The sequence below is a fragment of the Myxococcus qinghaiensis genome (genome assembly GCF_024198215.1).
GTDB lineage: Bacteria > Myxococcota > Myxococcia > Myxococcales > Myxococcaceae > Myxococcus > Myxococcus qinghaiensis.
This window is the reverse complement of record NZ_JAKCFA010000010.1, coordinates 241,310-264,510: the sequence shown is the minus strand read 5'-3', so window position 1 is coordinate 264,510 and position 23,201 is coordinate 241,310. Positions and strand designations below refer to the sequence as shown.

At 69.3% G+C, this 23,201-nt stretch carries 21 protein-coding genes; 5 read left to right on the top strand and 16 right to left on the bottom strand.

The features are described from left to right. Positions 1 to 6: 6 nt before the first annotated feature. The 13 genes from LZ199_RS20960 to LZ199_RS20900 form a co-directional block, all read right to left on the bottom strand. The gene (locus tag LZ199_RS20960; RefSeq protein ID WP_253995503.1) at positions 7 to 606 is read right to left on the bottom strand and encodes an MmcQ/YjbR family DNA-binding protein; all 600 of its coding nucleotides are present in this window, start codon (positions 604 to 606) and stop codon (positions 7 to 9) included. Further along, positions 603 to 1,931 carry a methyl-accepting chemotaxis protein gene (locus tag LZ199_RS20955; RefSeq protein WP_253995502.1) on the bottom strand — a complete coding sequence of 443 codons (1,329 nt, stop codon included), beginning with the start codon at positions 1,929 to 1,931 and terminating at the stop codon, positions 603 to 605. The genes LZ199_RS20960 and LZ199_RS20955 overlap by 4 nt, the downstream gene beginning before the upstream one ends. 133 nt (positions 1,932 to 2,064) lie before the next feature. Then, positions 2,065 to 2,997 carry a thiamine-phosphate kinase gene (gene thiL / locus LZ199_RS20950; RefSeq protein WP_253995606.1) on the bottom strand — a complete coding sequence of 311 codons (933 nt, stop codon included), beginning with the start codon at positions 2,995 to 2,997 and terminating at the stop codon, positions 2,065 to 2,067. Between the two features lie 54 nt (positions 2,998 to 3,051). Next, on the bottom strand, positions 3,052 to 4,581 hold the full coding sequence (locus tag LZ199_RS20945) for a hypothetical protein (RefSeq protein ID WP_253995501.1): 1,530 nt from the start codon (positions 4,579 to 4,581) through the stop codon (positions 3,052 to 3,054). A gap of 138 nt (positions 4,582 to 4,719) precedes the next feature. Then, on the bottom strand, positions 4,720 to 6,618 hold the full coding sequence (locus tag LZ199_RS20940; RefSeq protein ID WP_253995500.1) for a Hint domain-containing protein: 1,899 nt from the start codon (positions 6,616 to 6,618) through the stop codon (positions 4,720 to 4,722). Positions 6,619 to 6,803: 185 nt separating this feature from the next. Beyond that, positions 6,804 to 8,426, bottom strand: coding sequence for a hypothetical protein (locus LZ199_RS20935; protein ID WP_253995499.1), 1,623 nt, complete (start codon positions 8,424 to 8,426; stop codon positions 6,804 to 6,806). Between the two features lie 319 nt (positions 8,427 to 8,745). Further along, positions 8,746 to 9,768: a hypothetical protein gene (locus LZ199_RS20930; protein ID WP_253995498.1), complete on the bottom strand. Its 1,023-nt coding sequence runs from the start codon at positions 9,766 to 9,768 to the stop codon at positions 8,746 to 8,748. Between the two features lie 80 nt (positions 9,769 to 9,848). Next, positions 9,849 to 10,346, bottom strand: coding sequence for an SRPBCC domain-containing protein (locus tag LZ199_RS20925; protein WP_253995497.1), 498 nt, complete (start codon positions 10,344 to 10,346; stop codon positions 9,849 to 9,851). A 20-nt stretch (positions 10,347 to 10,366) separates the two neighbouring features. After that, positions 10,367 to 10,714 carry an ArsR/SmtB family transcription factor gene (locus tag LZ199_RS20920; RefSeq protein WP_253995496.1) on the bottom strand — a complete coding sequence of 116 codons (348 nt, stop codon included), beginning with the start codon at positions 10,712 to 10,714 and terminating at the stop codon, positions 10,367 to 10,369. Positions 10,715 to 10,734: 20 nt separating this feature from the next. Continuing rightward, positions 10,735 to 11,160 carry a VOC family protein gene (locus tag LZ199_RS20915; protein WP_253995495.1) on the bottom strand — a complete coding sequence of 142 codons (426 nt, stop codon included), beginning with the start codon at positions 11,158 to 11,160 and terminating at the stop codon, positions 10,735 to 10,737. Between the two features lie 164 nt (positions 11,161 to 11,324). Then, positions 11,325 to 11,912 (bottom strand): NYN domain-containing protein, encoded by a 588-nt coding sequence (locus LZ199_RS20910; protein WP_163864105.1) that lies wholly within the window; start codon positions 11,910 to 11,912, stop codon positions 11,325 to 11,327. A 108-nt stretch (positions 11,913 to 12,020) separates the two neighbouring features. Further along, a complete protein-coding gene (locus LZ199_RS20905) occupies positions 12,021 to 13,532 on the bottom strand; it encodes an ATP-binding protein (protein ID WP_253995494.1) in 1,512 nt (503 codons plus the stop codon). Continuing rightward, positions 13,529 to 14,248 carry a GTP-binding protein gene (locus LZ199_RS20900; RefSeq protein WP_253995493.1) on the bottom strand — a complete coding sequence of 240 codons (720 nt, stop codon included), beginning with the start codon at positions 14,246 to 14,248 and terminating at the stop codon, positions 13,529 to 13,531. The genes LZ199_RS20905 and LZ199_RS20900 overlap by 4 nt, the downstream gene beginning before the upstream one ends. A gap of 289 nt (positions 14,249 to 14,537) precedes the next feature. On the opposite strand from LZ199_RS20900, the gene LZ199_RS20895 reads away from it, so the two are divergent. From LZ199_RS20895 to LZ199_RS20875, 5 genes are all read left to right on the top strand, one after another. After that, positions 14,538 to 15,077 carry a GNAT family N-acetyltransferase gene (locus LZ199_RS20895; protein ID WP_253995492.1) on the top strand — a complete coding sequence of 180 codons (540 nt, stop codon included), beginning with the start codon at positions 14,538 to 14,540 and terminating at the stop codon, positions 15,075 to 15,077. Positions 15,078 to 15,340: 263 nt separating this feature from the next. After that, positions 15,341 to 17,119: a type IV pilus twitching motility protein PilT gene (locus tag LZ199_RS20890; RefSeq protein WP_253995491.1), complete on the top strand. Its 1,779-nt coding sequence runs from the start codon at positions 15,341 to 15,343 to the stop codon at positions 17,117 to 17,119. Position 17,120: 1 nt separating this feature from the next. After that, positions 17,121 to 18,227, top strand: a complete 1,107-nt coding sequence (locus tag LZ199_RS20885; RefSeq protein WP_253995490.1) for a type IV pilus twitching motility protein PilT — start codon at positions 17,121 to 17,123, stop codon at positions 18,225 to 18,227. A 67-nt stretch (positions 18,228 to 18,294) separates the two neighbouring features. Next, positions 18,295 to 19,137: a hypothetical protein gene (locus LZ199_RS20880; RefSeq protein ID WP_253995489.1), complete on the top strand. Its 843-nt coding sequence runs from the start codon at positions 18,295 to 18,297 to the stop codon at positions 19,135 to 19,137. 52 nt (positions 19,138 to 19,189) lie between these two features. Continuing rightward, positions 19,190 to 19,720, top strand: coding sequence for a GNAT family N-acetyltransferase (locus LZ199_RS20875; protein ID WP_253995488.1), 531 nt, complete (start codon positions 19,190 to 19,192; stop codon positions 19,718 to 19,720). 19 nt (positions 19,721 to 19,739) lie between these two features. Here LZ199_RS20875 and LZ199_RS20870 read toward each other — a convergent pair whose 3' ends face one another. The 3 genes from LZ199_RS20870 to LZ199_RS20860 form a co-directional block, all read right to left on the bottom strand. Then, on the bottom strand, positions 19,740 to 20,444 hold the full coding sequence (locus LZ199_RS20870; protein WP_253995487.1) for a hypothetical protein: 705 nt from the start codon (positions 20,442 to 20,444) through the stop codon (positions 19,740 to 19,742). Positions 20,445 to 20,740: 296 nt separating this feature from the next. Next, positions 20,741 to 22,504: a zinc metalloprotease gene (locus tag LZ199_RS20865; RefSeq protein ID WP_253995486.1), complete on the bottom strand. Its 1,764-nt coding sequence runs from the start codon at positions 22,502 to 22,504 to the stop codon at positions 20,741 to 20,743. Further along, positions 22,501 to 23,127: a hypothetical protein gene (locus LZ199_RS20860; RefSeq protein ID WP_253995485.1), complete on the bottom strand. Its 627-nt coding sequence runs from the start codon at positions 23,125 to 23,127 to the stop codon at positions 22,501 to 22,503. The genes LZ199_RS20865 and LZ199_RS20860 overlap by 4 nt, the downstream gene beginning before the upstream one ends. Positions 23,128 to 23,201: the final 74 nt, after the last annotated feature.

The following is a 23,201-nucleotide window of genomic DNA, read 5'->3' as shown; positions in this document are numbered from 1 at the left end:
GTTGTATCAGCTTTGCATTGAGCGCGACGCGGTGCCGCGACGCGCCGTGCGGGGCTTCTTCCCCCGGGGCGCGGCCTGCTTCGCCACGGTTTTCTTCGACCCGGGCGCGACTTTCTTCGCCGCCGACGTGGGCTTCTTCCCGACCGCCACGGCCTTCTTCCTGGCCGGGGTGGACTTCTTCACCTGGGACGAACGCGCCGCTCCGGCGCCCTGGCTGCCCGTGCTTCCTTTGCGTCCATCGGTCAGCGCCTTGGGCGCCACGGCGTTGAAGCTCTCCCGAATCCACAGCGACAAGAGCTCCACCGGGGCCACCTCGCCGGGGGCGAAGCGCGCCGTCACCCAGCCGCTCTTGCCCAGGCCGTAGCCGGTGGGCTCGGCGAAGGGGAGCATCAGCGCCGCCTCGTTGGACTGGGGCAGCTTGGTGGTGACGTGCAGCCCCCGCTCGTCCAGGACGAGGATGGCGAACATCTTCCCCTTCACCTTGGCGGTGCGGTGGCCCCAGGGAAACTCCTCCGTGACTTGGGGGAGCGCCAGCATGACGTCGCGCAGGCGGACCTCCGCCACCCGCAGCGCGGCATCAGACGATGAAGCGGAGGACTTGCTCATGGCCCCAGACGGAAGCTGCGCACCACGCTCTGCAGCTCGACGGACAGGTTGGTCAGCTCGCTGGCCAGGGACGTCATCCGCGACACGGCGGCCGTCTGCTCCTGGATGACGGACTGGATGGCCTCCGTGGAGGCGGCGTTGTTGCGCGCCACCAGCTTGATCTCCTCGATGGCCTTCACCATCTCCTCGCTGCCCTTGTGCTGCTCGCGGGTGCTCTCGGAGATGAGGTGCACCTTCTCCGAACCCTTGCGGATGGTGTCGGTGATGGCGCCCATGCTGCGCACGATGTTGGTGAGGTCCTCGCGGCCCTCGGCCAGCTCCGCGATGCCTTCCTTCATGGCGCTCACCACGGAGGTGGACTGGCCGGAGATGTCCCGCGCCAGCTTCGAAATCTGCTCCGCGGACCGGCCCGCGCTCTCCGCCAGCTTGCGCACCTCGTCGGCCACCACCGCGAAGCCGCGGCCGTACTCACCCGCGCGCGCCGCTTCAATCGTCGCGTTGAGCGCGAGCAGGTTCGTCTGCTGCGCCACCTGGGTAATCGCGTCGACGATTTTGGAGATCTCCTGCGTCTTCTCGCCGAAGGCGAACACCTGCTGGCTGGCGGACTCGATTCGGTTGAAGACCTTCTTCACCTTGTCGCCGGCCAGCCGCGCCGCCTTGGAGCCGTCCTCCGCCGCGCTGCTCGTCTCCGCCGTCGTCCGCGCCGCGTCCTCGGCGCTGCCCGTCGCGCGCTGGATGCTGCTGGCCATCTCCGTGATGACCTTGGAGGCCTTGGACACCAGCTGCGACTGCGACTCCGCGCCCCCGGCGATGATGTTCATCGACGAGCCCACTTCCTCCGTGGAGCCGTTGACGTTCTCCGCCGAGCGCTGCAGGTCGATGGCGGTGTCCGCCACGCTCTTGGCCGTCTCCTGAATCTTGCCCACCAGTTCCCGCAGGTTCTCCTGCATGCGGATGATGGCGCCCGTCAGCTCGTCGATTTCGTCGCGCGTGCGGCCACCCTCGGCGGCCACCGGCTTGGACAAATCTCCCTGCGAAATCTCGTACGCGGAGCGGCTGAGCACCTTCACGCGGGTGATGCGCACCAACCAGGACGGCAGCAGCAGCGCCGCGGTGACGGTGAGGAAGACGCCAATGCCTCCCCGCCCCAGGTAGTTCCACCCCAACGCGAGGTCCGGCCACAGCGTGCTCCAGGCGATGTCGGACAGGAGCATCCAGCCGACGAGCAGCAGCCCCAGCATCACGTAGCCGTTGAAGATGCTCTGGCGGAGGGAGACCTCTTTGGTCGCACGAGGCCCGTCCACGGCGCGCAGCAGCCGCTGCATGGGCTCGCGACGCGGGGTCAGTCCTGGGGCAGTGTCGTCACGTAGGGGACGGCGCACGGGATGCTTTCGGGGGAGGTACGGAAGCGACCTGGGTTTAGCCTTGCCAGGGGGCAGGGTCAATCCACCCGGGATGCTACCGGAAGTGGTCGAACCCGCCCGGCCGGCGCACCACGCGCCCCGCTTCATCGTGGATCACCCACCCCGCGCCCTCTGACAGCACGCCCACCCGCGTCACGGCGTGCCCGCCCCGAGCACACGCCCGCTCGAATGCCCGGCGGCGTCCCGGAGCCACCGCCAGCAGCAGCTCGTAGTCCTCGCCTCCCGCCAGCGCCCCCACCGCGCCCAGCTCCCGCTTCACCGCCGCCGACATGGGCAGCCGCGCCAGCTCCACCGTCGCGCGAACCCCGGACGCGGTGCACAGGTGACCCAGGTCTTGTGCAAGTCCATCGGAAACATCCAGCGCAGCGGACGCGAAGCGCGACGCGAGAATGCCCAGGGCCACGCGGGGAACGGGGCGGCGCTGGCGGCGCACGGGTCCGCCGCGCCTCAGTCCGGCCTTCAAGTGGGCCAGGCCCAGCCTCGCGTCGCCCAGGGTTCCGGACACATAGAGCTGGTCCCCCGGCCTGGCGCCCGAGCGGGTGAGCGGAGGACGGGACAGCTCTCCGGTGGCCGTGATTGTGACGGACAGCTCGCGCGCGGAGGTGAAGTTGCCGCCCACCAGGTCCACGCGGTGCTCGCGCGCCAGCGCGGCCATGCCCCGGGCGATTCCAGAGAGGTGGGCGGGAGGGAAGTCGCGAGGCAGCGCGAGCGCGCAGACGAACCAGCGCGGCGTGGCGCCCATGGAGGCCACGTCGGACAGGTTCACGGCCAGGGCCTTGTGGCCGATGTCCGCCGGGGAGAACGCGGCGCGGGTGAAGTGCACGTCCTCCACCACCGCGTCGGTGGTGACACACAGCGCGCCGCGCGAGGGCGCGAGCACCGCGCAGTCGTCACCCGGCCCCACCGGCACGCGGGCCTGGGGGAAGTGGCGGAGGAAGCGGCGGATGAAGTCGAACTCACCGGGCATCACCCGGCAGGAAAGACCAGCCGCCGCTCCGAGGCAACGCGCGCGTGCGCCCGGCTACTGGAACACGCTGACGCCCAGGCCCGGCACCGCGCCCCGGTGCAGCCACGTGGCCACGCCCACGCCCGTGGGGCCCACGGACAGCCGAGGAAGGCCGCTCTGCGCGACGCCCTCTGAGTCGAGCAACAGCGCCCTGCCCCACCCCCGGCCAGCGCTGTAGCGACTGGTGGCGATGCGGTGGCCGCTGCCCTCCCGCTCATGGGACCACACGACGAGCGCCTGGGTGCGGCTCAGGGACACCACCTGCGGGTCCTGGGCGTGGCCCAGGGTGAGGGGCGGCGCGTCCACGTCCTGGCGCTCGCTGAAGCCGTGCGCGAAGTCATAGGGCCGGGCGGACAGCCGGGTGAAGCCGGCCCGGAAGCGGGGCCAGACCACCATGGCCCGCCCGCCCTGCTCCAGGCTGGCCTGGGCCATGCCGGAGGTGCCCAGCGCGTCCTCCAAGCGCAAGGCCTCGCCCCAGCCGGTGCCGGGCACGAAGGGCCGCGCCCACAGCTCCACGTTCACCGCGCCCAGCTCGCTCCACAGCGCCAGCACCGCGCCACCGGGGCCCGCGAGCGGCTCCGCGAAGAAGCTGTCCACGCCCTCCGCGCTGACCTTCTCCGCGGCGCTCCACCCCGCGCCGGGCGTCCACCGGCTGAACCAGGCCTCGCCAATGCCTTCCATCTCGTCGAACCGGTACCAGCCCACCACCGCGTGGCCATCACCGCTGACGGACACCTGCGGCTCCACGGAGAAGCCCGGCACGGGCGTGTCGATGCGGCGCGCGTCCTCGAAGCCCGCCTCCGGCGAGCCCCGCGTCACCCAGACGTTCTCGCTGAGCGTGTCCCCGTCGAACTGCGTCCACGACAGCGTGGCGGTGCCGGCCGCGTCGCGCGCGGCCTCCAGGAACGTCGCGTCCCCCAGCGAGCGCGCCAGCACCCGGTCCGGCTTGCTCCAGCCCGCGCCCGGGGAGTGACGGGAGAACCACAGCTGCGCCGCCGCGGAGCCCTCGCTCTGCAGCCAGACGGCGAGCGCGCGCCCCTGCGAGTCGGCGACCACCTGCGGCTGGCGCACCCGAAGCACATCCTCCGGGGCCTCGCGCGACAGGCCCATGACCTCCGCGGACGTCCAGCCCGTCTCCGGAATGTACTCGCTGAACCAGAGCTGCTCGTGCAGGCCATCCCGCTCCGTCCACACCGCCACCGCGCGGCCCCCGCCCACCACCGCCACCCGGGGCGTCGCCGTCTCCAGGCCCGGCGTGCCCATCAAGCACGGCGAGGCCCACCACGCCCGGTTCTCCACGCCGACCTCGCCCGCGTCCTGGGGCCGCGCAAGCGACGTCATCATCGCGAGCTCGCGACGCGCCAGCAGCGTCTGGGGCAGCGGGCGCGCGCGCACCAGCAGCGGCGCCTGGCCGGGCTTGGGGGTCTGGGCAGCGGGGCGCTGCGGACAGAAGTTCGGAGGCGGCGGCTGGGGCGGGTCCTCCCCACAGGCCGACAATCCCAGACCCATCACCACCAGCACGCTCATGACGACCGTGTTTCGCATCCGCGCTCCTGCCACTGCCGGGTTGACTGTTGTCTCGATAGACGGACGCCCCACCGCCGGACGAGCCGTCGGTGGGGCGCCGGGTCCGGGCCTCTTCCGTGGAAGAAGCCCGGAAGCTCTTTCACCGCGATGCGCCGACTAGCGCTGGCCGGCCACGAACGACGCGGAGCGCGCGTAGTCCTGGTGCCACGAGGCCGGCAGACGCTCCAGCACCTCGCGCGAGTCCGCCACGGGCGCCGTCAGCTCGCCCTGCATCGCGTTGTCGCCCACGCGGAAGCCGTTGGCGAACAGCGTGTTGGCGCCCTTGCCCGCGCGCGCCAGCTCTTCCTGGGTGCCCAGGCTGAAGTTGTAGACCTTGCCCGCGTACTTCTCGCGGGTGACGGACGTCAGCGTGGAGACGCCGTCACGGGTGCTGACGCGGTCGGAGACCTTCAGCTTGCCGGCGACCACGGCCTTGCCGTCCGCCATGATGACCGGGTGCTTCTCGGTGAGGCTCACCGCGTGGCCCTTGTCGTCACGCAGGTTGACCATCGGCGACAGCTCGCCGCCCACCTGGATGTCGCGCACCGTCAGCGTCTCGCCCTTGTCGTTCGTCACCATGCGGTCGCCGCGCTTCACGTCCTCCACGTTGACGACGCTGCCGTCGGCGAGCACCACCTTCGTGCCCTCGGCCATGCAGCTGTTCCACACCATGACGCCGTAGCGATAGCGCTCGTCGCTCATCATGCGCACCGTCACCGTGGCCGCCGTGTTCGCCGGCGTGCCGCAGTTCACCATGGTGCTCACGCTGATGACGTACTCCACCGCCTGGTTGATGACCGTCTGGGTCCGGCAGTCCTCGGTGCCCGTGCCGGCGATGGACGTCTCGCGCGACAGGTCCGTCAGCAGCTTGACGGTGGCCGTCTGGCTGTTGATGGAGCTGGTGAGCGAGGGGACCAGGTCCGCCTGGCTCATGCAGGTGCCACCCGTGACGGGCTTCACCAGACGCACCTTGGAGCCCGGCTTGATTTCCTTGATGAGGCAGGCGACGCCGTTCTTGCTGCCCGCGTTGAAGACGAACTTGGTGGGCACGTACACGTGCGTGAAGTCCCACGGCGCCGTCACCGGGAAGTTGTTGGTCGCATCCCCCACCCAGCTGGTGGTGATGGCCGTGTTGCGCAGCGCGATGCTCACCGGCGTGCTGCCGCCAGAGGGCGCCAGGCTCGCGCCCACCGCGGCGTAGTCACAGTCGATGCCGCCGCGCATCTGACACAGCTCCGTGTTGAGCTTCATGCTCCCGGGAACCGACAGCCGCGGGTGCTCCAGCGACAGGTCCGCGCCGCCCGTCGTCGTGCTGGACTTGCCGCGCGCGAAGGTGACGACCTCCTCGCCCGTGTTCTCGTTCATGGCAATCATCATCGAATCGAGGATGACCTGCCGGTCCTGGTTCACCGGGATGGCGGGGCGGACGATGACGTCGTCGAAGCTCTGGCCGGCCGCGTACTCCTCGCCGGACGCCGAGTCGACCACCGTCGTCTGCGTCTCCGCGTTGTTCGCGTTGAAGGCGACGATGTCCGTGTACACGTAGCTGGCGCCGTTGAGGCACGCGGCCCAGGGGTTGCTCTCGTAGGTGCGCACCATGCCGGCGGTGACGCCGCGGGTCAGGTTGAGGAAGTGGTCACAGCCCCAGTTGTTCACCAGGGACGCGCCCTCGGCCTCCCGGCCACCGGACTTGCGCGCCAGGGCCTTCTCGCGCGCCAGGCCCAGCCGCTCGAACAGCTTGGGGGAGTTGGTGGCCGTCTTGCCGGAGCCACGCAGGCGGTTCATCACGAAGCGGTACTGGGCCGGGTCGGCCAGGTCGATGGCGACGGCCTCACTCGTCGCGTCCTTGGACTTCTCCTCGAAGACACGACGCATGTACTGCGAGTCCTCCACCAGGGTCGCGCGGTCCAACCCCCGGTCCGGGGAGCGCAACGGCCCGGCCCACGCGGACGTCGCGAGCACGACGAGCGGCAGGGCCGCGGAAACAGGCACCGAGAAACGCGAGTACGGCTTCATTTGTAACCCCCTCTGCTGCAGTGGACTGCCTTTGCCAACGACAACCACAACGCGCACGACGACTTCTCTTGAGACTCGAGGCCCCCTCCTCGCCGACGAGAAGGGAGCCCTTGAAGACGCGGGCCAGGAACACCTGTCCTGGCCCGCTGCTCACCACATGGACCGCGCGGGACGTCCGGCGGCTGCTAGTTGCAGGTCACGTTGCAGACGTCCTGGGCCTGGTCCACGCAGATGACGTCCCAGCTGCCGAGGCAGCAGAACGGGTCGCCCTCGCACACGGCCGCCGCGCACGGCGAGCAGTGGGCCTCGATGGGATTGCCCGGGTTGCACACGTGGTGGCACGGGCGCGGACGGCTGAGGTACGCCTCGAAGACGGCCTTGCGGTGGGGCAGGAAGACGTTCTCCAGCGCCGGGGAGATGCGGAAGCGCGTGCCCTCGGGCCCCGCCTCCGTCAGCTCGCTGACGTGGGTGAAGCCCAGCGAGTTGGGCCAGGTCAGGCCGCCGCCCAGCGGGTTGCTGTTGCTCAGGTCATGGCAGCCGGCGCAGGACAGCGCCTTGGCGCGAGCGACGATGTTGACGGGCGTCAGCGGGCTGCCGATGCGGTCCAGCTCGTTCTGGATGAGCGTGCGCAGCGCGGACGCGCCGGAGCCGAACTGGCCGGTGTAGTTGTTCTCCCCGCCCTGGGCATCGCTCTGGCCGCCGTTGAACTGGTCCTGCACGTCCATGTTGAACAGGTTGATGTCGTTGCGCGCCAGCGCCTCCACCTGGGTGGCGAAGAAGAAGCGGAAGTCAGACGCGCGCGCGTGGGTGGAGGTCGGGTTGAACAGCCCACCGAACGGGTTCACCTTGTCCGTGGAGATGATGGCCTTGAGCGAGGTGCAGGTGCCCGCGTTGCAGGTCTTCTGCAGCTTGAACTCGCGCAAGAGCCAGTTGCTCTGCAGGAACTGGTTGGTGCGAATCTGGCCCGCGACGGTGGCCGGGTCCGCGCCGTAGTTGTCGATGTGCACGACGGGGCGGAAGCCGCCCGGCAGACCCTGGAAGTAGAAGGTGCGCAGCTTCTGGGCGCGCGACACCGGGTCCGGGTTGGCCGTCAGCCCCTGCCAGAACTCCGCCACCGGGAGGCAGCCGTCCAGCCCCTCTTCCGGGTGGGGATTGTTCAGCACGGCCTCGAAGATGATGAAGTTGCGCGTCAGGGCGTTCGTCTCGCCCGACTTGCGCGCGAAGACGATGCGGTACTCGCCGCAGTTGGAACCGTCCGCCGGGGCCAGGTCGAAGCGGTTGAACAGGCCCACCGCCTTGTAGCCGGTGGAGGCGTTGGGGTTGGTGAACGGGTCCTGGCTGGCCTGCGCGCCTTCCTGGGCCCGGCACAGGTACGGGAAGCTGTTGAAGATGGGCGAGCCGGTGGGCTGCCCGTTGGACGTCAGGTCATTGCAGTGCTGGCCCTGGTTGAGGCCCGGGCGCTGGTTCTGCGTGTCCCAGAGCTGGCGGAAGATGGCCAGGCCCGTCAGGCCCGCGACGCCACTCTGCGTGGCGAGTTGGTCGAACACCTCTCGCATGGTGAAATTGCCGAGGATGGCCGTCTCCGTCACGATGAGGGAACGGAACGTGTTCACCGTCACCGCGGCCATCTGCGACTTGTCGCCGGACTCATGCAGCAGACCGATACCGCCGCGCTCTGAGTGGAGTGGAGTGGTCCGCGCGGGCTGGGGCGTCTGTGACGCCTCCGGCAAGTCTTCCTGGGTGCTACAGCCCGCAAGAGCCAGCATCGATGCAAAAGCAAGACATGAGCGCCGCACGCGCTTGTCCATGGACTCCCCCTCTTCGAATTGACACAACTGGTTTCACCACTTCTGTGCAGCGCGCGCCCTTATGAAGGATTCAACAAACAATTACAAGACACAATCGGAATAACCACAATACCCACATAAGCCAGTTCACGCGTACACAGAGACGTAGTACCCGCGACACACCTGCATTTACCCTGGGTGCGTCAAGACTGCACTCTCCTCTGGCGTTCCAGGCGTACGCGGGGTGCGTCCCAGCGGTACGCGGCCAGGACGCGAGACAAAACAATGCAGTGCGTTCAATCCGTACGCACCGATGCGTTACACCGGCACGCGAGGATTGTCAGAACACGTCCCGGGTACAGGCGGGAATCATCTGATTCTCCGGGGTGCGCATGACGTCCTGCGACAGGCACCCTGGCCGGCAGATTCCCCCCATGCAGTAGTCCCCCTGGGAGCAGCACATCCCGTTGCAGAGCATGCCTCCTCCGGGGCAGCACACCTGGGGGCCGCCGTAGCAGTACCCGTCGTGGCAGGTGTCCCCGCTCGTGCACGAGTCGCCGTCACTGCACGACGTGCCCGCGGGCCGCGCCGCGTAGGAGCACGCGCCCGTGGAGGTGTTGCAGGTGCCGGGGCTTGCGAAACAGGCGCCGGGCGGGCTGTTGCAGCCCACCGTCGTCCCGGTACAGGCGCCGGTCGCCCCACACTTGTCGTTGAGGGTGCAAGCATTCCCGTCATTGCAGGCGGCACCGGCGACCAGGGGCGCGTAGACACACGTCGCCCCCGAACAGACGCCGTAGGGCGAGTGGCAGGGCCCGGGCGGGGTGTTGCAGGGGCCGCAGGAGGACTCCACGACGAGGATGTTGAGCATGAAGCGGCCGCATGAGCCGTTCTTGCCGTCCACGGTGATGCGCACCTCCTGGTTGCGCGCCAGGTTGAGGACGGCGGAGGACGTGAGCGTGGAGGACGAGGCGTTGTCGTTGCAGCCCAGCGAGGCGCTGCTGTTCCAGTCCGTCACCTGCACCACCGTGTCGTAGTCCGTGGTGTCGCTGGGGTCCGTGACGAAGGTGTAGGCGCCGTCATACGGGGCGATGAAGTGGAAGCTCATGTCCGGGCCGCTGCCGCCGCCGCACGCGGGCGTCACCTCGTTGGCCGCGCCACAGGTGCGGCCCACCGCCACGCCTCGCCCCACGCGCAGCCGCAGGTCCACGTAGGAGGACGTCACCGCGCGGGCCTCCTGGGTGCCCAGGCTCTCCGCCGGAAGCGCCTCGACGCCGCCTCCCGAGGGTGCCTGGGTACAGGCCACTGCCAGGAGCAGCGGCCAAAGAAAGACACGATTCCAGTGCCAGTACGGATTCTCCGTCATGACTGTCCCCCCTGCGTTGGAAGCCCAACAGCATACGCACTCGCAGTGGGTATTGCTAAAAAATGATGGCCTGACGGTTTTCAGTCCTGCCGCGCGGGGAGCGTGGCTTTCGCGGCCTGGGAGCGCAGCGCGGTGGCGAGGCCCGCCCACCACATGCCCATGCTCGCGAGGAAGGCGGAGACGTCCTGACCATGGCGCACGGGGTGGTCCGGGCGGAGGGCCTCCCAGCCCCGATGCTCCAGGGTGACGCGGGTGCCGCCCTGGGCGGGCTCGAAGCGCACGTCCACCTGGGTGAGCTCGCCGGGGGCGAAGTTCCTGCCGCGCCACTCGAAGCGCAGCCGCGCGCCGGGCTCCCACGCCAGCACGCGGCCAATCTCGAACACGCCGGCGCCGTCCTCTTCCACCAGGCGGCCTCCGGCGCCGCCTTCGAAGCGCACCACGCTGTCGGCCGCGTGGGAGCCCCGGAAGCGCGGCCCCCGGCGCCACCAGAGGTCGGTCTCCTCGGTGAAGACGGTGAAGGCGACGTCTGGCTCCACCTCCAGGAACGTCGTCACGCGGGCGGTCTGCTCCATCGTCATGTCGGGCCTCGCAGGGCGGCTCAGGGCCGCTTCTTGCCGCGCGTGCGCTCGGCGTGTTCCTTGAACGACTGGAGCTGCCCGCCCCAGAAGGCCTCCACCTCGTCGAGCCACGCGCGCAGCTCCGAGAAGCGCTCCGGCCGCAGCCGGTACAGCTTGACGCGGGCATCGTCCTCCACGGCGTCCTCCTCGACGAGGCCTGTCTTGCGCAGGACTCGCAGGTGCCGGCTCATGGCCGGGGGAGACATGTCGAAGGCGGCGGCCAGCTCACCGGCGCGCCGGGGCTGCTCCCGCAACAGGTCGATGACGCCCCGGCGGGTGGGGTCGGCCAGGGCGGCGAAGGTGTCGTCGAGACGTCGGGCGGCTCCCATGGGCTTGAAGGCTCCGGGCTTCAGCCCTTCACGCGCTGGGAGAACCACCACGCGTGGCCTTCCAGGTCCTCCACGCCGTAGCCCCGGTCCGTCCAGTAGTCCTCGCCGTAGTTCGTCGTCTCCGGCTCCCGGGTGATTTTCGCGCCCGCGGCCCTCGCCCGCGCGCAGTGCGCGTCCACGTCATCCACGTAGAGCATGAGGTACGCGGCGCTGGTGCCTCCCGCCGCCGTGGGCGTGCGCGCCGGGTACTTCGAGCTGAGCGAGTTCACCATGATGACGCCCTCGCCGAAGACGAGCTCCGAGTGGACGATGACGCCCGGCCCGCCCTCCACCTTCAGCCGCGTCTGGAAGCCGAAGGCCTTCTCCAGCCAGTCGATGGCGGCCGGCGCATCCACATAGAACAGCCCGGGGGTGATGCGCGCACAGCCCTCTGGAACCTTCTTCATGACCCGTCTCCCGTGGGAACGAACTTCGTTGCCTTCACGGGCAATATTTAACGCTGTCGTTAACCATCTGCAAGCCAGGAGTGGACGGACCACGACAGGGGCGGGGACGCGCGGGCACCTGTTCGTGCCCGCGCGCTTGGAGCCTTTCGGCTGGAGGCGGGCCGCTACACGAACATCAGCGGGTCGAACTCATCCACGTTGACAGGCAGCAGGCGGGGCAGCGGGCGCTGGAACACCTTCGCGTTGAGCTCCAGGTCGACAATCTTGAGGCCGGAGGGCACCAAATCGCGGAAGCGCTGGCTGACGTACTCGCGCAGGCCGAGCACGGCCACCTGCCGCTTCTCCTCCAGCATGGGCTTGAGCGCCTCGGCGAAGTCTCCGCCGTCGTGGCTGGCCAGGCCCACCGCCGCCTTGGGCCGCTGGACGCGGATGGACTCCAGGAGCTTGAGGATGCCCAGGTCCACCACCTTCTGGTCCTGCCGTCCGTACAGGAGCGCCACCTCGCAGCCCGCGGACTTCAGGGCGCGGATGAAGCCAATCATCATGTCGGGAAGCTGCTCGCCCCTGGCGTTGAGCACGACGATGCAGCGCACGGGCGCGGGGAAGTAGCTCTCGCAGAACGCCACCAGCCGGTCGAACTGGACGCGGTCCTGGGACTCGGGTTTGCGGCCGACAACGTTGGACACGGCCCAGTCGATGTTCTCCGCATCGATGAGCACATAGGAGGCGGCGGGGGGACGTCCGGTGAGCATGGGCGCGGACAATACGCTCGCGCGCCGCTTCCTGGGGGGATTGCGTGCGCGGTGCGCGCGCTCCCGGACAAGTCCAGGAAGCGTGACGCCCGGAAGCGACCTGACGCGTCAGAAGCGGTCGGGCCCCGGCGGCATCTCCGGCAGCGGCGCCGACGCGGCCAGCAGGCCGTGCTCCGGGATGGGGGGCTGCATGGGCAGCACCACCGTGAAGCGCGAGCCCCGTCCGAACTCGCTCTCCACGAAGACCTTGCCGCCGTGGCCTTCCACCAGGCTCTTGACGATGGCCAGGCCCAGGCCCGCGCCGCCGTGCTCGCGCGTGGAGCTGCCGTCCACCTGGTAGAAGCTCTGGAAGATGCGCTCGAACTGGTCCTCGCGGATGCCCACGCCGGTGTCTTCCACGCTGATGCGATAGCCGGAGAGGCCCAGCGGCTCCTGCGGGCCCGGCTCCGACATCACCACGGACACGCGGCCTCCGGAGGCGGTGAACTTCAGCGCGTTGACCAGGAGGTTGATGAGCACCTGCCGCAGCTTCTCCGCGTCCCCCGCCAGCCGGGGCCTGGGCAGGGGTGGCAGCCGCACCTCCAGCTCCACGCCCTTGCGCTGCGCCTGGGGCATCACCGTGGACACCGCCGCCTGGATGACGCCCGCCAGGTCCACCGGGCCCATGGACAGCCGCAGCTTGCCGGCCTCAATCTGGCTCAGGTCCAGGATGGAGGAGATGAGGTTGAGCAGCGACTCGCCCTTCTCGACGATGGTGCGCACGTAGAGCAGCTGCTCGGGGTTGAGCATGCCGGCCAGCCCCTCGGCCAGCATCTCCGAGTAGCCGATGATGGAGGCCAGGGGCGTGCGCAGCTCGTGGCTCACCGTGCCCAGGAAGGTGGACTTGAGCCGGTCCAGCTCCTTGAGGCGGGTGTTCACCTGCGCCAGCCGCGAGTTCTGCGCCTCCAGCTCCCGGTGCGTCTCCAACATCGCCTCGATGTGGAGCTGGGTCGTCAGGTACGTGCGGTGGCCGCTGGCCACCAGCGCGGCGAGCACCTGGCCAAAGTGGGTGAGCACCTGCGCGGCGGTGCGCTCGGGCGCGCGGCGCACCTTGGCCACCAGCTCCTGGGCGCGGGTGAGCTCCAGGCCACCGATGTCCGTGAGCGTGTCGGGGAAGTCCCCCAGCTCCTCGGGCGTGAAGGGCCCCAGGATGACGCGGCCCAGGAAGTCGCCCTCCCAGCGCACCGGCATCACCAGGTAGCGCAGGCCGGTGAAGCACGGCAGGGCGATGAGGCCCGCCTCCTCCGCGCCGTCGCCCTGGGCCACGCGCGCGCCCTGCATCGGGAGCACCGGGCCGTCCTTCACCCGCGCCACCGTCGCCGTGCAGCGCGAGCGGCCGTCCGGGAAGGAGAAGACGTAGGCGCAGAAGTCGCCGTGGCCCACCTTCACGTCGGCCAGCTTGGTGCCGCGCGCGTCCAGCACCTTGATGCCCACGCGGTACAGCTCGCTGAAGCTGCGCACCACCTCGGAGAAGGAGGGCAGGTCCAGCATCTCGCCGAGCGACAGGCGGCGCTGGAGCACCGACTCGCGGCGCGAGCCACTCGAGCCCTCCGGTGGCACGTTGCCCTGGTAGCCGCTCATCGGCCACCTCCCCACTGCTCGTCGCGCCCCACCGCCGTGTAGCGGCCGGCCAGCGTGGTGCCCGACAGGTCCATCCGCCCGAAGACCTGGGAGAGGAACTCCGCCTCGGTCAGCCCCACGTTGCGCGCCAGGTGCGCCCGGGCGTCCAGCCGCCGGTAGGCCGCCTGCGCCACGGCGTGGAAGGTCTCCACCACGCCCTCGCCCTTGAGCGCCACCGCGCCGACGACGGCCTCGCCGCCGCGCTTGCGCGCCTCCTCCAGCTCCACGTCCGTGCGCGCGTCGGGCAGGTCCCGCTTGTTGAACTGGATGACGACGGGCACCTGGTCCACGTCCAGCCCGTTCTCCTTCATGTTGTCCTGCAGGTTGCGCCAGTAGGCGTTGTTCTCCGCCGTCGCGCTGTGCCGGCTGTCCGCGATGAACACCACCGCGTCCGCGCCCTGGAGGACGATGCGGCGGGTGGCGTTGTGGATGACCTGGCCGGGCACGGTGAAGAGCTTCACCTTCACCTTGAAGCCGGACGAGGTGGAGAAGAAGACGGGCAGCAGATCGAAGAACAGCGTCCGGTCGTCGTGGGTGTCCACCGTCAGCAACCGACCCCTCACCTCCGGGGACGCCCGGGCATGGAGCTGGCGCAGATTCGTCGTCTTCCCGCTGAGTCCGGGCCCGTAGTAGACGATCTTGAGCGTCAGCTCTCGCTGGGCGTGGTTGAGTTGCAAGGCGTGACTCGGGCGGGCGGGGTCGGGATGAGGAGGCCAGCCCTCCGTGAACGACGACCAGGGTTTTATAGTGGGAAGGCGCCCGGCGCGGAAGGCCGGCTGGATGCCAGCCGTGGAAGCGATGCCCATTCTTGGAATGGGACGGGCCATGCTCGGGTTGACCGGAATCCGGCCCTCACATCCGCGGGGGAGGCAATCTCCTCACTTGGGAAGACAATGTGCGCGGAATCACCGCGTGCACCGGTGGCGGGGGTGCGGTTAGGATCGCAGCGCGACGGAGGAGATGGCGATGACGATGAAGCAGGTGGACCCGGGCGTGGAGATGGCCCCAGCCCCGGTGCTGGAAGCGGCGGTGGGCCTCCCCAATGACCTGATGGCGGCGGTGAAGTTCACCCTGCCCACCGACGAAGACATGACGGCGGTGGCGGCCCTGCGCGCCAGCTCCGAGCCCTGGAAGAGCCGGGGTGAGACGCAGGAGGACAGCCTCAAGGCCCTGGCCCAGCTCAAGCCCTACATCCACGTGGCGAAGCTGCAGACGCAGATCGTCGGCTACGTCACGGTGGAGCGCGACGGCCCGGTGCCCGGCGCCGCGTACCTGCGCAACATCGTGGTGAAGCAGGACCTGCGCAAGAAGGGCCTGGGCGCCGTGGTCCTGGAGCAGGCGCTCCGAGCCGCACGCGACATGTACCGCAAGACGATTGCGCTGCGAGTGGACCCGTCCAACGCCCCCGCGGTGAGCTTCTACCGCAAGGCGGGCTTCACCACCGTGGCCACGGTGGTGTCCAAGAAGTCCGGCAAGCTCCGGCTTCTGATGTCCCGCGAGCTGTAGTTCGCGTGACCTGGCTGGCGGGAGGTTTTCGCCTCCCGCCGCCACCGCTCCGAGCGGGCCCCAGGCCCCGGAGCCCCCCTCTCTCACCCAGGCAGGCGTCGGCGCTCCCCTTTGGCGCTCCATTGATGGGGTGGGTGTGGAGCCCACTGCGCGAGGCGAGGCGTGGGACGTGCGTCCAAGGGGGTGGGCGCTTTTGCGTCAATGTCGACTATCCTGCGGTCCCCCGCGCTCCGCGCTCCGTCACGGCTCGAGTTCGAATCCGCATGAGACCCCTTGCTGAGCTGTTGCGCCATCTGTCGCGGCCTGGAGTGACGGAGCTGACCCTGGCCACAGGGCGTCCTCCCATGATTCGCGGCAGCAACGGCTACGAGCCGGTGGACCCCGCCGCGGTGACGACGGACGACGTCGTCCGAGCCCTCCAGGCCATGGTGGGAGTGGCGCGAGCGTCCAGCGTCTCCGACTCGCCCTCCAACTGGTCCGTCAACGCCAATGGCCTGGGCGCGCTGTCCATTGCCGCCATGCGTCGAGGGGACTTGATGCACCTGCGCCTGTCGCGCGCGGCGGAGGCCTCCACTGGGGCGGCCCAGCCCGCGGCCGCTCCGGCGCCAGCGGCACGAGCGGCCCCCGCAGCCCAGCCCGCTCCCGTCGCCCAGGGGTATGCCGCGCCGGTCGCCGCGCCTGCGGCCGGGTATGCGCCCGCCACCGCCCCTGCTCCCTCGGCGGGGTATGCGCCCGCGCCCACCGCCGCGCCCCAGAGCGCCGGGTATGCGCCCGCGTCCGCGCCCGCCGCGCATGTGCCCACCGCCGCGCCGCAGGGCGCCGGGTACGCGCCCACGGGTGCGCAGGAGGCCGCGCGCTCGCTGGCGACGTCGCGCATGTCGGGCGGAGCCAGGGACCTGGCCATCGTCCTGGAGCAGGGGCGCAGCAGCCGCGCCAGCGACGTGCACGTCGTGGCCGAGCGCCCCGTGCTCTTCCGCCTCGCCGGAGAGCTGGTGCCCCAGGGTGGGGCGCTGGACGCGGCGCGGGTGGAGGGCATGTTGATGCCGGTGGTGCCGGAGCGCCTGCGCCCGGTGCTGGAGCGCGACGGAAGCTGTGACTTCTCGCTCGACTCGCCGGAAATGGGGCGCTTTCGCGTCAACGTCTCGCGTCACCGCACGGGCCTCAAGGGCACCTTCCGGGTGATTGCGCGCGACATCCCCACGCTGGAGTCGCTGGGGCTGCCCGTCGAAATCGCCAAGGCGACGCACCACCACCAGGGCCTCATCGTCGTCACGGGCCCGTCCGGCCACGGCAAGACGAGCACCCTGGCGGCGCTGGTGGACCTCATCAACCGCGAGACGTCCCACCACGTGCTCACGGTGGAGGACCCGGTGGAGTTCGTCCACCCGCGCAAGAAGGCGCTCATCAGCCAGCGCGAAGTCGGAGCGCACACGAGGACGTTCGCCAGCGCGCTCAAGGGCAGCTTGCGCGAGGACCCGGACGTCATCGTGGTGGGCGAGCTGCGCGACACGGAGACAGTGCGCATGGCGCTGGCCGCCGCGGAGACGGGCCACCTGCTCATCAGCACCATGAACACGCCGAGCGCGGCGAAGACGATTGACCGGCTCATCGACCTCTTCCCTCCGGCGGACCAGCAGCAGGTGCGCCTGTCGCTGTCGAGCGGCCTGCGCCTCATCGTCAGCCAGCGGCTGATGGCGAGCGCGGACGGCAAGAGCATGGTGGCCGCGGCGGAGGTGCTGCCGGGCTCGGTGGCGCTGGGCAACCTCATCCGCGACAACAAGACGTACCAGATTCCCTCGCTCCAGCAGCGCGGCAAGAGCCTGGGCATCATCCGCTTCGAGGACTCGATGGCGGACCTGGTGCGCGCGCAGAAGGTGAAGCTGGAGGTGGCCAAGGGCTTCGTGGACAACCCGGACGAGCTGGAGGCGGTGGTGACGGGGAAGCGGCCGGGCACGACGGCGGTGAACGCGCCGGAGACGCAGCAGGACAGCGCCCGGCTGCTCAGCAAGATGGGCTCGTTGATGGGAAGGAAGGGGGGCTGAGATGAGCACCACGCCGCGCATCGCCGCGCTCTTCGACATGCTGCTGGAGCAGAAGGGCAGCGACCTGCACCTGGGCACGGGCTATCCCCCCATGGGCCGCATCCGGGGCGAGCTGACGCCGCTGCGCGAGGCGCCCCTCACGCCGCAGGAAATCGAGGGGCTCCTGTTCGAGCTCATCAACCCGACGCAGAAGAAGCAGATTGTCGAGGAGCTGGACCTCGACTTCGCCTACGGCTACGGGACGAAGGCCCGCTTCCGCGCGAACTACTTCTACAAGCAGACGGGCCTGGGGGCGGTGTTCCGCACCATCCCCAGCAAGGTCCTCACGCTGGATGACCTGAAGACGCCCGACATCGTCCGCAAGCTGGCCGACCGCCGCAGCGGGCTGGTGCTGGTGACGGGCCCCACGGGCAGCGGCAAGTCCACGACGCTCGCGGGCATGGTGAACCACATCAACCAGACGCGCCCCGCGCACATCCTCACCATTGAAGACCCGGTGGAGTTCGTGCACGAGTCCGCGCGGGCGCAGGTGACGCACCGGGAGGTGGGGCCTCACGCGTCCAGCTTCGCCACAGCCATCCGCTCGGCGGGCCGCGAGGACCCGAACGTCATCCTCATCGGCGAGCTTCGCACCAACGAGACGATGAAGCTGGCGCTCCAGCTGGCGAGCTTCGGCGTGTTGGTGTTCGCCACGGTGCACACGAATAGCGCGCCGGCGACCATCGACCGCATCATCAACTCGTTCCCCGCGGACGAGCAGCAGCAGGTGCGCGGCATGCTGGCGGAGAGCCTGGCGGGCATCGTCGCGCAGCAGCTCATCAAGACGGCGGACGGCAAGGGCCGCGTGGCGGCGCTGGAAATCCTCGTGGGCGGCGCGGCCATCGCCGCGATGATTCGCGAGGGCAAGGTCTTCCAGATTGCGTCCAAGATGCAGGCGGGCCAGGGCCAGGGCATGCAGACGCTCGACATGCACCTGGAGCGGCTGGTGCGCGACAACATCATCACCCCCGACGCCGCGCTGGAGAAGGCCCAGGACAAGGAGAACCTGGCCAAGGTCATCCAGCGCCTCAAGCCGGACTGGGTGCTGCCGGAGTCCATGAAGGCGTAGTCGCCGGTTCCTGCTTTCGTCAGGGATGCGAAGCCGTGGCGTCGCTGGGGCTCCAGGGAGCCCCAGAATGCGCCATGACAAGGACAAGGCCTTCGAGATGGCACGCAGTCTGTTGCCATCCACGAAGCGCCAGCAGGCGCGCGAGAACCGCGCGAACGTGACACGGAGCGCCCGCCGCACCGCGAAGACCCGGGTCGCCCAGCTCATCAGAGACCCCGAGTTCGCCGAGGACTGCGCGGAGCTGGATGAAGACGCCTCCTTGGAGCTGGGGTGGGTGGTGGCGCGGCGGCGCGACGGGGACAAGGTCAATTCCTTCATCCGATGGGCGAAGCGACGGACGTTGGACGAGCCCCGCGACCTGCGCGTGGAGCTGATACGCAAGACACTTCCCGAGGGCCTCATCGGACGTCACGCGCTCTCCCACTTGACGCGGGAAGAGCACTTCCTGAGCACCATCGACCTCCCGCGAGGCTGGGGCGTCAACAGGACCCCCTGGAGGAGAAAGCCCCTCTCGGAACGCGGGGTGATGGCGCAAATCCTCCGCGGACTGCTGGGAGTCCCCGGCGGACAAAAAGCCTTCAACGGCTACCTCAAGCGAGCCAGTGCCAGCAGTTGGAGCTGGAAGCAGGGACGCGACGGCCGAAGCCACGTGGTGCTCCACGGACACACCGCACCTCGCCTGCTGATGGGGGTGCATGACGTGCTCACCTTCCTGGATGACGTGGGCGTTCATCCCTGGCCTCCTCACTCGCCGCGGCCCAAGGGCGACCCCGCATCGACGCGCGAGCCAGCCCTCACCTTCCTGCGGGCCTTCCATCGTCTGGGCGGTGACCTCACCGCCACCCTCGCGGCCCTCCCTCCGGTCCCCCGACTGAGCACACTGCCGCCCAGCGGCGCGCACGGTCCGTGAATGGGTTCTGGAACCTCGATGAACCCACGTGCGCGGACGGGCGGCGCGGAACATGATGCCGACCATGCTTCAGGGCTTCGAGAGCGTGACGACGGAGCGGCTGCTGCTTCGCCCCTTCCGCGACAGTGATGCGGCGGCGGTGTTCGCGCTCCATGGAAATCCGGAGACGGCTCGCTTCAATCCTTCCGGCCCCTTGCGCACGTTGGACGCGGCGAAGGAGCTGCTGGCGGTGTGGCTGAGCGACTGGGCGAAACACGGCGTGGGGTACTGGGCCGTGGAGCGGCGCGAGGCCCCGGGCGTCGTCGTGGGCCTCTGCGGTGTGCGCCACAAGCTGTTCGAAGGTCGGACGGTGCTGAACCTCGCCTATCGGCTCGCGCCCGAGACGCAGGGCTCGGGCTATGCGACGGAGGTCGCCCGCGTCGCCGTGGAGAAGGCCCGGCGACACCTCCCGGACGTCCCCCTGGTCGCCATCATCCATCCCGAGAACACGGCCTCCCTCCGCGTCGCGGAGCGGCTCGGGCTGAAATTCGAGCGCATCACCGACTACGAGGGCACCCCGAGCCGACTCTACGTCGCCGAGTGAGCTTCACCCGGTGACGGACTCACCGTTGCTGTTCGCGGAGTCCCTCCCGAAACACGGTGAACACCGCCTGTCCGCAGCGGTCCTCGGTGTCCGCCTGCGCTCTCACCACGCGGACCTCGTAGCGGGTCCCGCCGAGCACGAGGCGCTTCGTCTCTCCCACGGAGACGGTGACGGGTGAGGCACCGCGCTTCCGGGCGTCCTCGAACCGAAGCCGCGCGCCTTGGGTGCGGGCGCCCTTTCGCCGCTCGCAGCCCGCGAGCTCCCAGCGGACGTGCAGCTCCGGCACGAGGCCCGAGGGAAGCAACACGTCGCCCTCCGGCGTGGTGGGCGCGCTCGGCACCGTGAGCAGCAGCAACTGTCCCTCCGCGTCGCGGAGCGTGTCGCCCGAGAGGAGCTCGGGATGGTCTCCCTCGCTGGAGGCACAGTTCGCGGGCTCGCGGTGACTGGTCCAACTCACGGTCCGCCCCGTCAGGTCCGCGAGGACGTCTGGCACCGTGAGCCCGTAGCTCACGCCGCCGCGCGTCTTCCCGACTTCGTACTCCAGCACCGAGGCCCACTGGTCTTCGTGTCGGTACGCCCCTCGGAGCTGTCGAGCCACCGTGAACCGTCGCTCCAGACGTGGGCCCGTTCGCTCGATGGAGCGAGTCTCTGGTGTCTCCTTGAAGGCCACGTCCACCCGCGCCGCGCGCCACACGTCCGAGCACGCGTCAGGTGCCTCTGACACGCGGCTGGAGGCACCTCCGTCCGGCGCGGACTCCGATGGGCGAGGTGAATCGCTCGACGCTGGAAGTCCACGACGGACGTCCGGTGAAGCCACACCCGACGTGGCAAGCCCGCCGTCGGTTGGCACACGGTCCGTGCCCGACAAGGAACTCGGTGTGGCTTCGGACCGCTCGGCGACACCAGGGCCCCCATCCGTCGATGGGGGCTCGGGCCGCAACCAACACGCTCCCTGCATCAGCAGGAGCCCCAGCACCCAGGGCCGAGCGCGTCGCAACGGGCGTGCTCCCTCGAACTTGCTCAGAGGCACTCCGCGTACAGCAGGGTTCCATCCGCCGACACGTGGAAGTCGCGTCCCTCCACGCGTCCTCGTGACAGGAGCCGCTCCCGCTTGCGTCGGACATCGTCACGCCGTCGCACCAGTGGGGACTCCTCGTGCGGAACCCTCGGCTGGAAGCGAGCGGGGCCACCCTTGTCGTCCGGCAGATAGCGGGTCAGCGCCGAGCGCTTCGAGACACGCCCCGCGCCATCGTTCGCGTCTCCGTCGTCGGAGAAGTCGAGCTCCAACGAGCCCCACTCCCCCACGTCACAGTCGCAGGAGCCGCAGCCCGGGAAGCTGCAACCCAGGAAGCCATCGCGACATTCAACACACTCCGCCTTCGGTGACGAACCGCACGCCGCGCACCCGTTGTCGCCAAACGAGTACGAGTGCCACCCCGAGTTGCTTACGCCCGCGAACTGGTAGCGGTAGTTCATCACGCTGTCGTGCACCACGCTGTACTGCCCCGCCACGTCATTGCCGTTGTGGTCCAGGTTCAGGTTGTGACCCAGCTCATGGATGAAGGTACCGCGCTGCTCCTGGATGCTCGGACTGCTGAAGCAGCCCATGCTGATGATGAGGTCGTTGCCCAGCAGCTCGGCCTTGCCGGAGGAGCAGCTCGTGAGGCTCGTGTGCCGGTTGGCCCACATCGCGTAGTGGAAGTACGGCCGGCGCTCGGGATTCGCTGCTGAGAATGCGCTCTGCTTCAGCGCGTAGAAGTCCACGCCGCCAGGGCAGCTTCCGTAGCAGACCACCTCGTACCAGGGCAGCACGCTGTCGATGAAGGCATGCAGCCGCACGCTCCCGCCCGTCTCCTGGGCGAACACCGCCGCCGCGTCCGCCACCAACCCCGCGTACGGCTGCCGCGTGAGGTATGGGTTCGTCGGGTGCTGCATCCAGTCGATCTCTACATAGAGGTCTCTCGCCGTGGGGCTGCTCCACTCGGAGAAGGAGAAGCCGTCGTTGCCAAACACCTCCAGCGTGTCCGCAATCGAATCCCCATCCGAGTCCTCATTATTCGGACTCAGGCCGATGAGCGGCTCCAGCGAGTCCGAGAGCCCATCCTCGTCTCCGTCGTTGTCGTCGAAGATGGTGGACCAGAGCTCTTCGTCGTGGACGAAGCTGGCCGTGCCCGCGCTGCCCGGGTAGCGCCCCACCACCACGCGCTGCGTGCCGACGTTCTGCGTGCTCGTCGCGGTGACGAGCGGGTAGTACTTCGGCCCGCTGTCGTCATCGTGCTGGAGGTACTCGGTATTGGAGCGCAGCAGGAAGAGCAGATGGTCTCCTCCGCCGGGGGTGGTGGCCGAGGCCCTGAAGGTGTCCTTGGCATTCCACGCGAAGAGGAGCGGCACGCCACCGAAGGGCTGCTGAGACAGGAGCAGCGTCCCGTTGCGGTACAGGCTCGCCGTGCCACCACGCCCATCCGCGTACGCACGCACCCAGACGCGGTAGTAGCCGGAGTCCGGTGCGACGAACGTCACACACGAGCGCGTGTTCCCCTGGCAGTCGTCACTCACGGCCACCTGACTCCAGCCGCTCCTGTCGCGCAGCACGTGCAGCACGGTGTCCGGCGCGGAGCCCGCCAGGTCTCGCGTCTCGAAAGTGTACGTCTGTCCCGCGTCGAGCCAGGTGCTCAGCCAGATGAAGCTGCCCCAGTCCCGTGATGCCACGTAGTGCGGCCCCGCCCACGCCATCATCGGCGCCAGCAGCAACACCGCGCGAAGCGCCCCCATGAACGACTTCATCGCTTCTGCTCCCCCTGAAAGAACCACTCCTTGAAGGTCTCTTGCGCGCGCGCTTGCTCCTCGGGCGCAAGGTCTCTCCACTTCGCCTTTTCCCTCGCGAGCGCTTGCTGGTAGCGCGCGTCCTGGTCCCTCGCGTGCGTGTCTTCCGTCGGCGGGGCGGAGAGCTTGGCGACGAGGTTGAGCGCGGCGAGGTAGCGCCGCTCCTGGCGCGCCCGCGTCTCGGGGCTCGCGTCCTGGAAGGCCCGCTCTGTTCGCGTCACGAGCGTGGCCAGGTCGTCGACGTGCTCCTCGCGCAGCAAGGCCTCCTCGTCCGGTGTCAGTGGCACCAATGCGTCCTTCGCGAATCGCGTCAGCGGAGACGTCACGGGGGCGGGAGTCGCCACCTCCACTGTGAGGCCCTTGGGCCCCTGGACCTGTTCGACGTGAAGAACAGGCTCCGGTGAATCCTTGCGCGGGACAGGAGATGTTTCGAGCGGAGCCACCGGGTTCGGCTCCCGCTGGCTCACGGCGGCGGAGTCCTCACGCAACAGGTGCCGAGGCACCAGCAGGGGGATTCCCGCCGCGACCAGTACGACGCCCAACACCACACTTCCGATTCCGACCTGGTCGCCTCGTGCGCGCATGCGGTCCCCACTCGCAGGCTCCACGTCTAGCCTCAATTCCCGTCGGCATCAAACGGCAGGAGGCTTGGGGGATT

What these genes read in the sequence shown, in the direction of transcription:
- LZ199_RS20890 (WP_253995491.1), top strand. Translation starts at nt 15,341, where the DNA reads ATGAGACCCCTTGCTGAGCTGTTGCGCCATCTGTCGCGGCCTGGAGTG.
- LZ199_RS20885 (WP_253995490.1), top strand. Translation starts at nt 17,121, where the DNA reads ATGAGCACCACGCCGCGCATCGCCGCGCTCTTCGACATGCTGCTGGAG.
- LZ199_RS20920 (WP_253995496.1), bottom strand. Translation starts at nt 10,714, where the DNA reads ATGGGAGCCGCCCGACGTCTCGACGACACCTTCGCCGCCCTGGCCGAC.
- LZ199_RS20960 (WP_253995503.1), bottom strand. Translation starts at nt 606, where the DNA reads ATGAGCAAGTCCTCCGCTTCATCGTCTGATGCCGCGCTGCGGGTGGCG.
- LZ199_RS20925 (WP_253995497.1), bottom strand. Translation starts at nt 10,346, where the DNA reads ATGACGATGGAGCAGACCGCCCGCGTGACGACGTTCCTGGAGGTGGAG.
- LZ199_RS20935 (WP_253995499.1), bottom strand. Translation starts at nt 8,426, where the DNA reads ATGGACAAGCGCGTGCGGCGCTCATGTCTTGCTTTTGCATCGATGCTG.
- LZ199_RS20940 (WP_253995500.1), bottom strand. Translation starts at nt 6,618, where the DNA reads ATGAAGCCGTACTCGCGTTTCTCGGTGCCTGTTTCCGCGGCCCTGCCG.
- LZ199_RS20860 (WP_253995485.1), bottom strand. Translation starts at nt 23,127, where the DNA reads ATGCGCGCACGAGGCGACCAGGTCGGAATCGGAAGTGTGGTGTTGGGC.
- LZ199_RS20930 (WP_253995498.1), bottom strand. Translation starts at nt 9,768, where the DNA reads ATGACGGAGAATCCGTACTGGCACTGGAATCGTGTCTTTCTTTGGCCG.
- LZ199_RS20910 (WP_163864105.1), bottom strand. Translation starts at nt 11,912, where the DNA reads ATGCTCACCGGACGTCCCCCCGCCGCCTCCTATGTGCTCATCGATGCG.
- LZ199_RS20875 (WP_253995488.1), top strand. Translation starts at nt 19,190, where the DNA reads ATGATGCCGACCATGCTTCAGGGCTTCGAGAGCGTGACGACGGAGCGG.
- LZ199_RS20945 (WP_253995501.1), bottom strand. Translation starts at nt 4,581, where the DNA reads ATGCGAAACACGGTCGTCATGAGCGTGCTGGTGGTGATGGGTCTGGGA.
- LZ199_RS20865 (WP_253995486.1), bottom strand. Translation starts at nt 22,504, where the DNA reads ATGAAGTCGTTCATGGGGGCGCTTCGCGCGGTGTTGCTGCTGGCGCCG.
- LZ199_RS20915 (WP_253995495.1), bottom strand. Translation starts at nt 11,160, where the DNA reads ATGAAGAAGGTTCCAGAGGGCTGTGCGCGCATCACCCCCGGGCTGTTC.
- LZ199_RS20955 (WP_253995502.1), bottom strand. Translation starts at nt 1,931, where the DNA reads ATGCAGCGGCTGCTGCGCGCCGTGGACGGGCCTCGTGCGACCAAAGAG.
- thiL (WP_253995606.1), bottom strand. Translation starts at nt 2,997, where the DNA reads ATGCCCGGTGAGTTCGACTTCATCCGCCGCTTCCTCCGCCACTTCCCC.
- LZ199_RS20905 (WP_253995494.1), bottom strand. Translation starts at nt 13,532, where the DNA reads ATGAGCGGCTACCAGGGCAACGTGCCACCGGAGGGCTCGAGTGGCTCG.
- LZ199_RS20895 (WP_253995492.1), top strand. Translation starts at nt 14,538, where the DNA reads ATGACGATGAAGCAGGTGGACCCGGGCGTGGAGATGGCCCCAGCCCCG.
- LZ199_RS20880 (WP_253995489.1), top strand. Translation starts at nt 18,295, where the DNA reads ATGCGCCATGACAAGGACAAGGCCTTCGAGATGGCACGCAGTCTGTTG.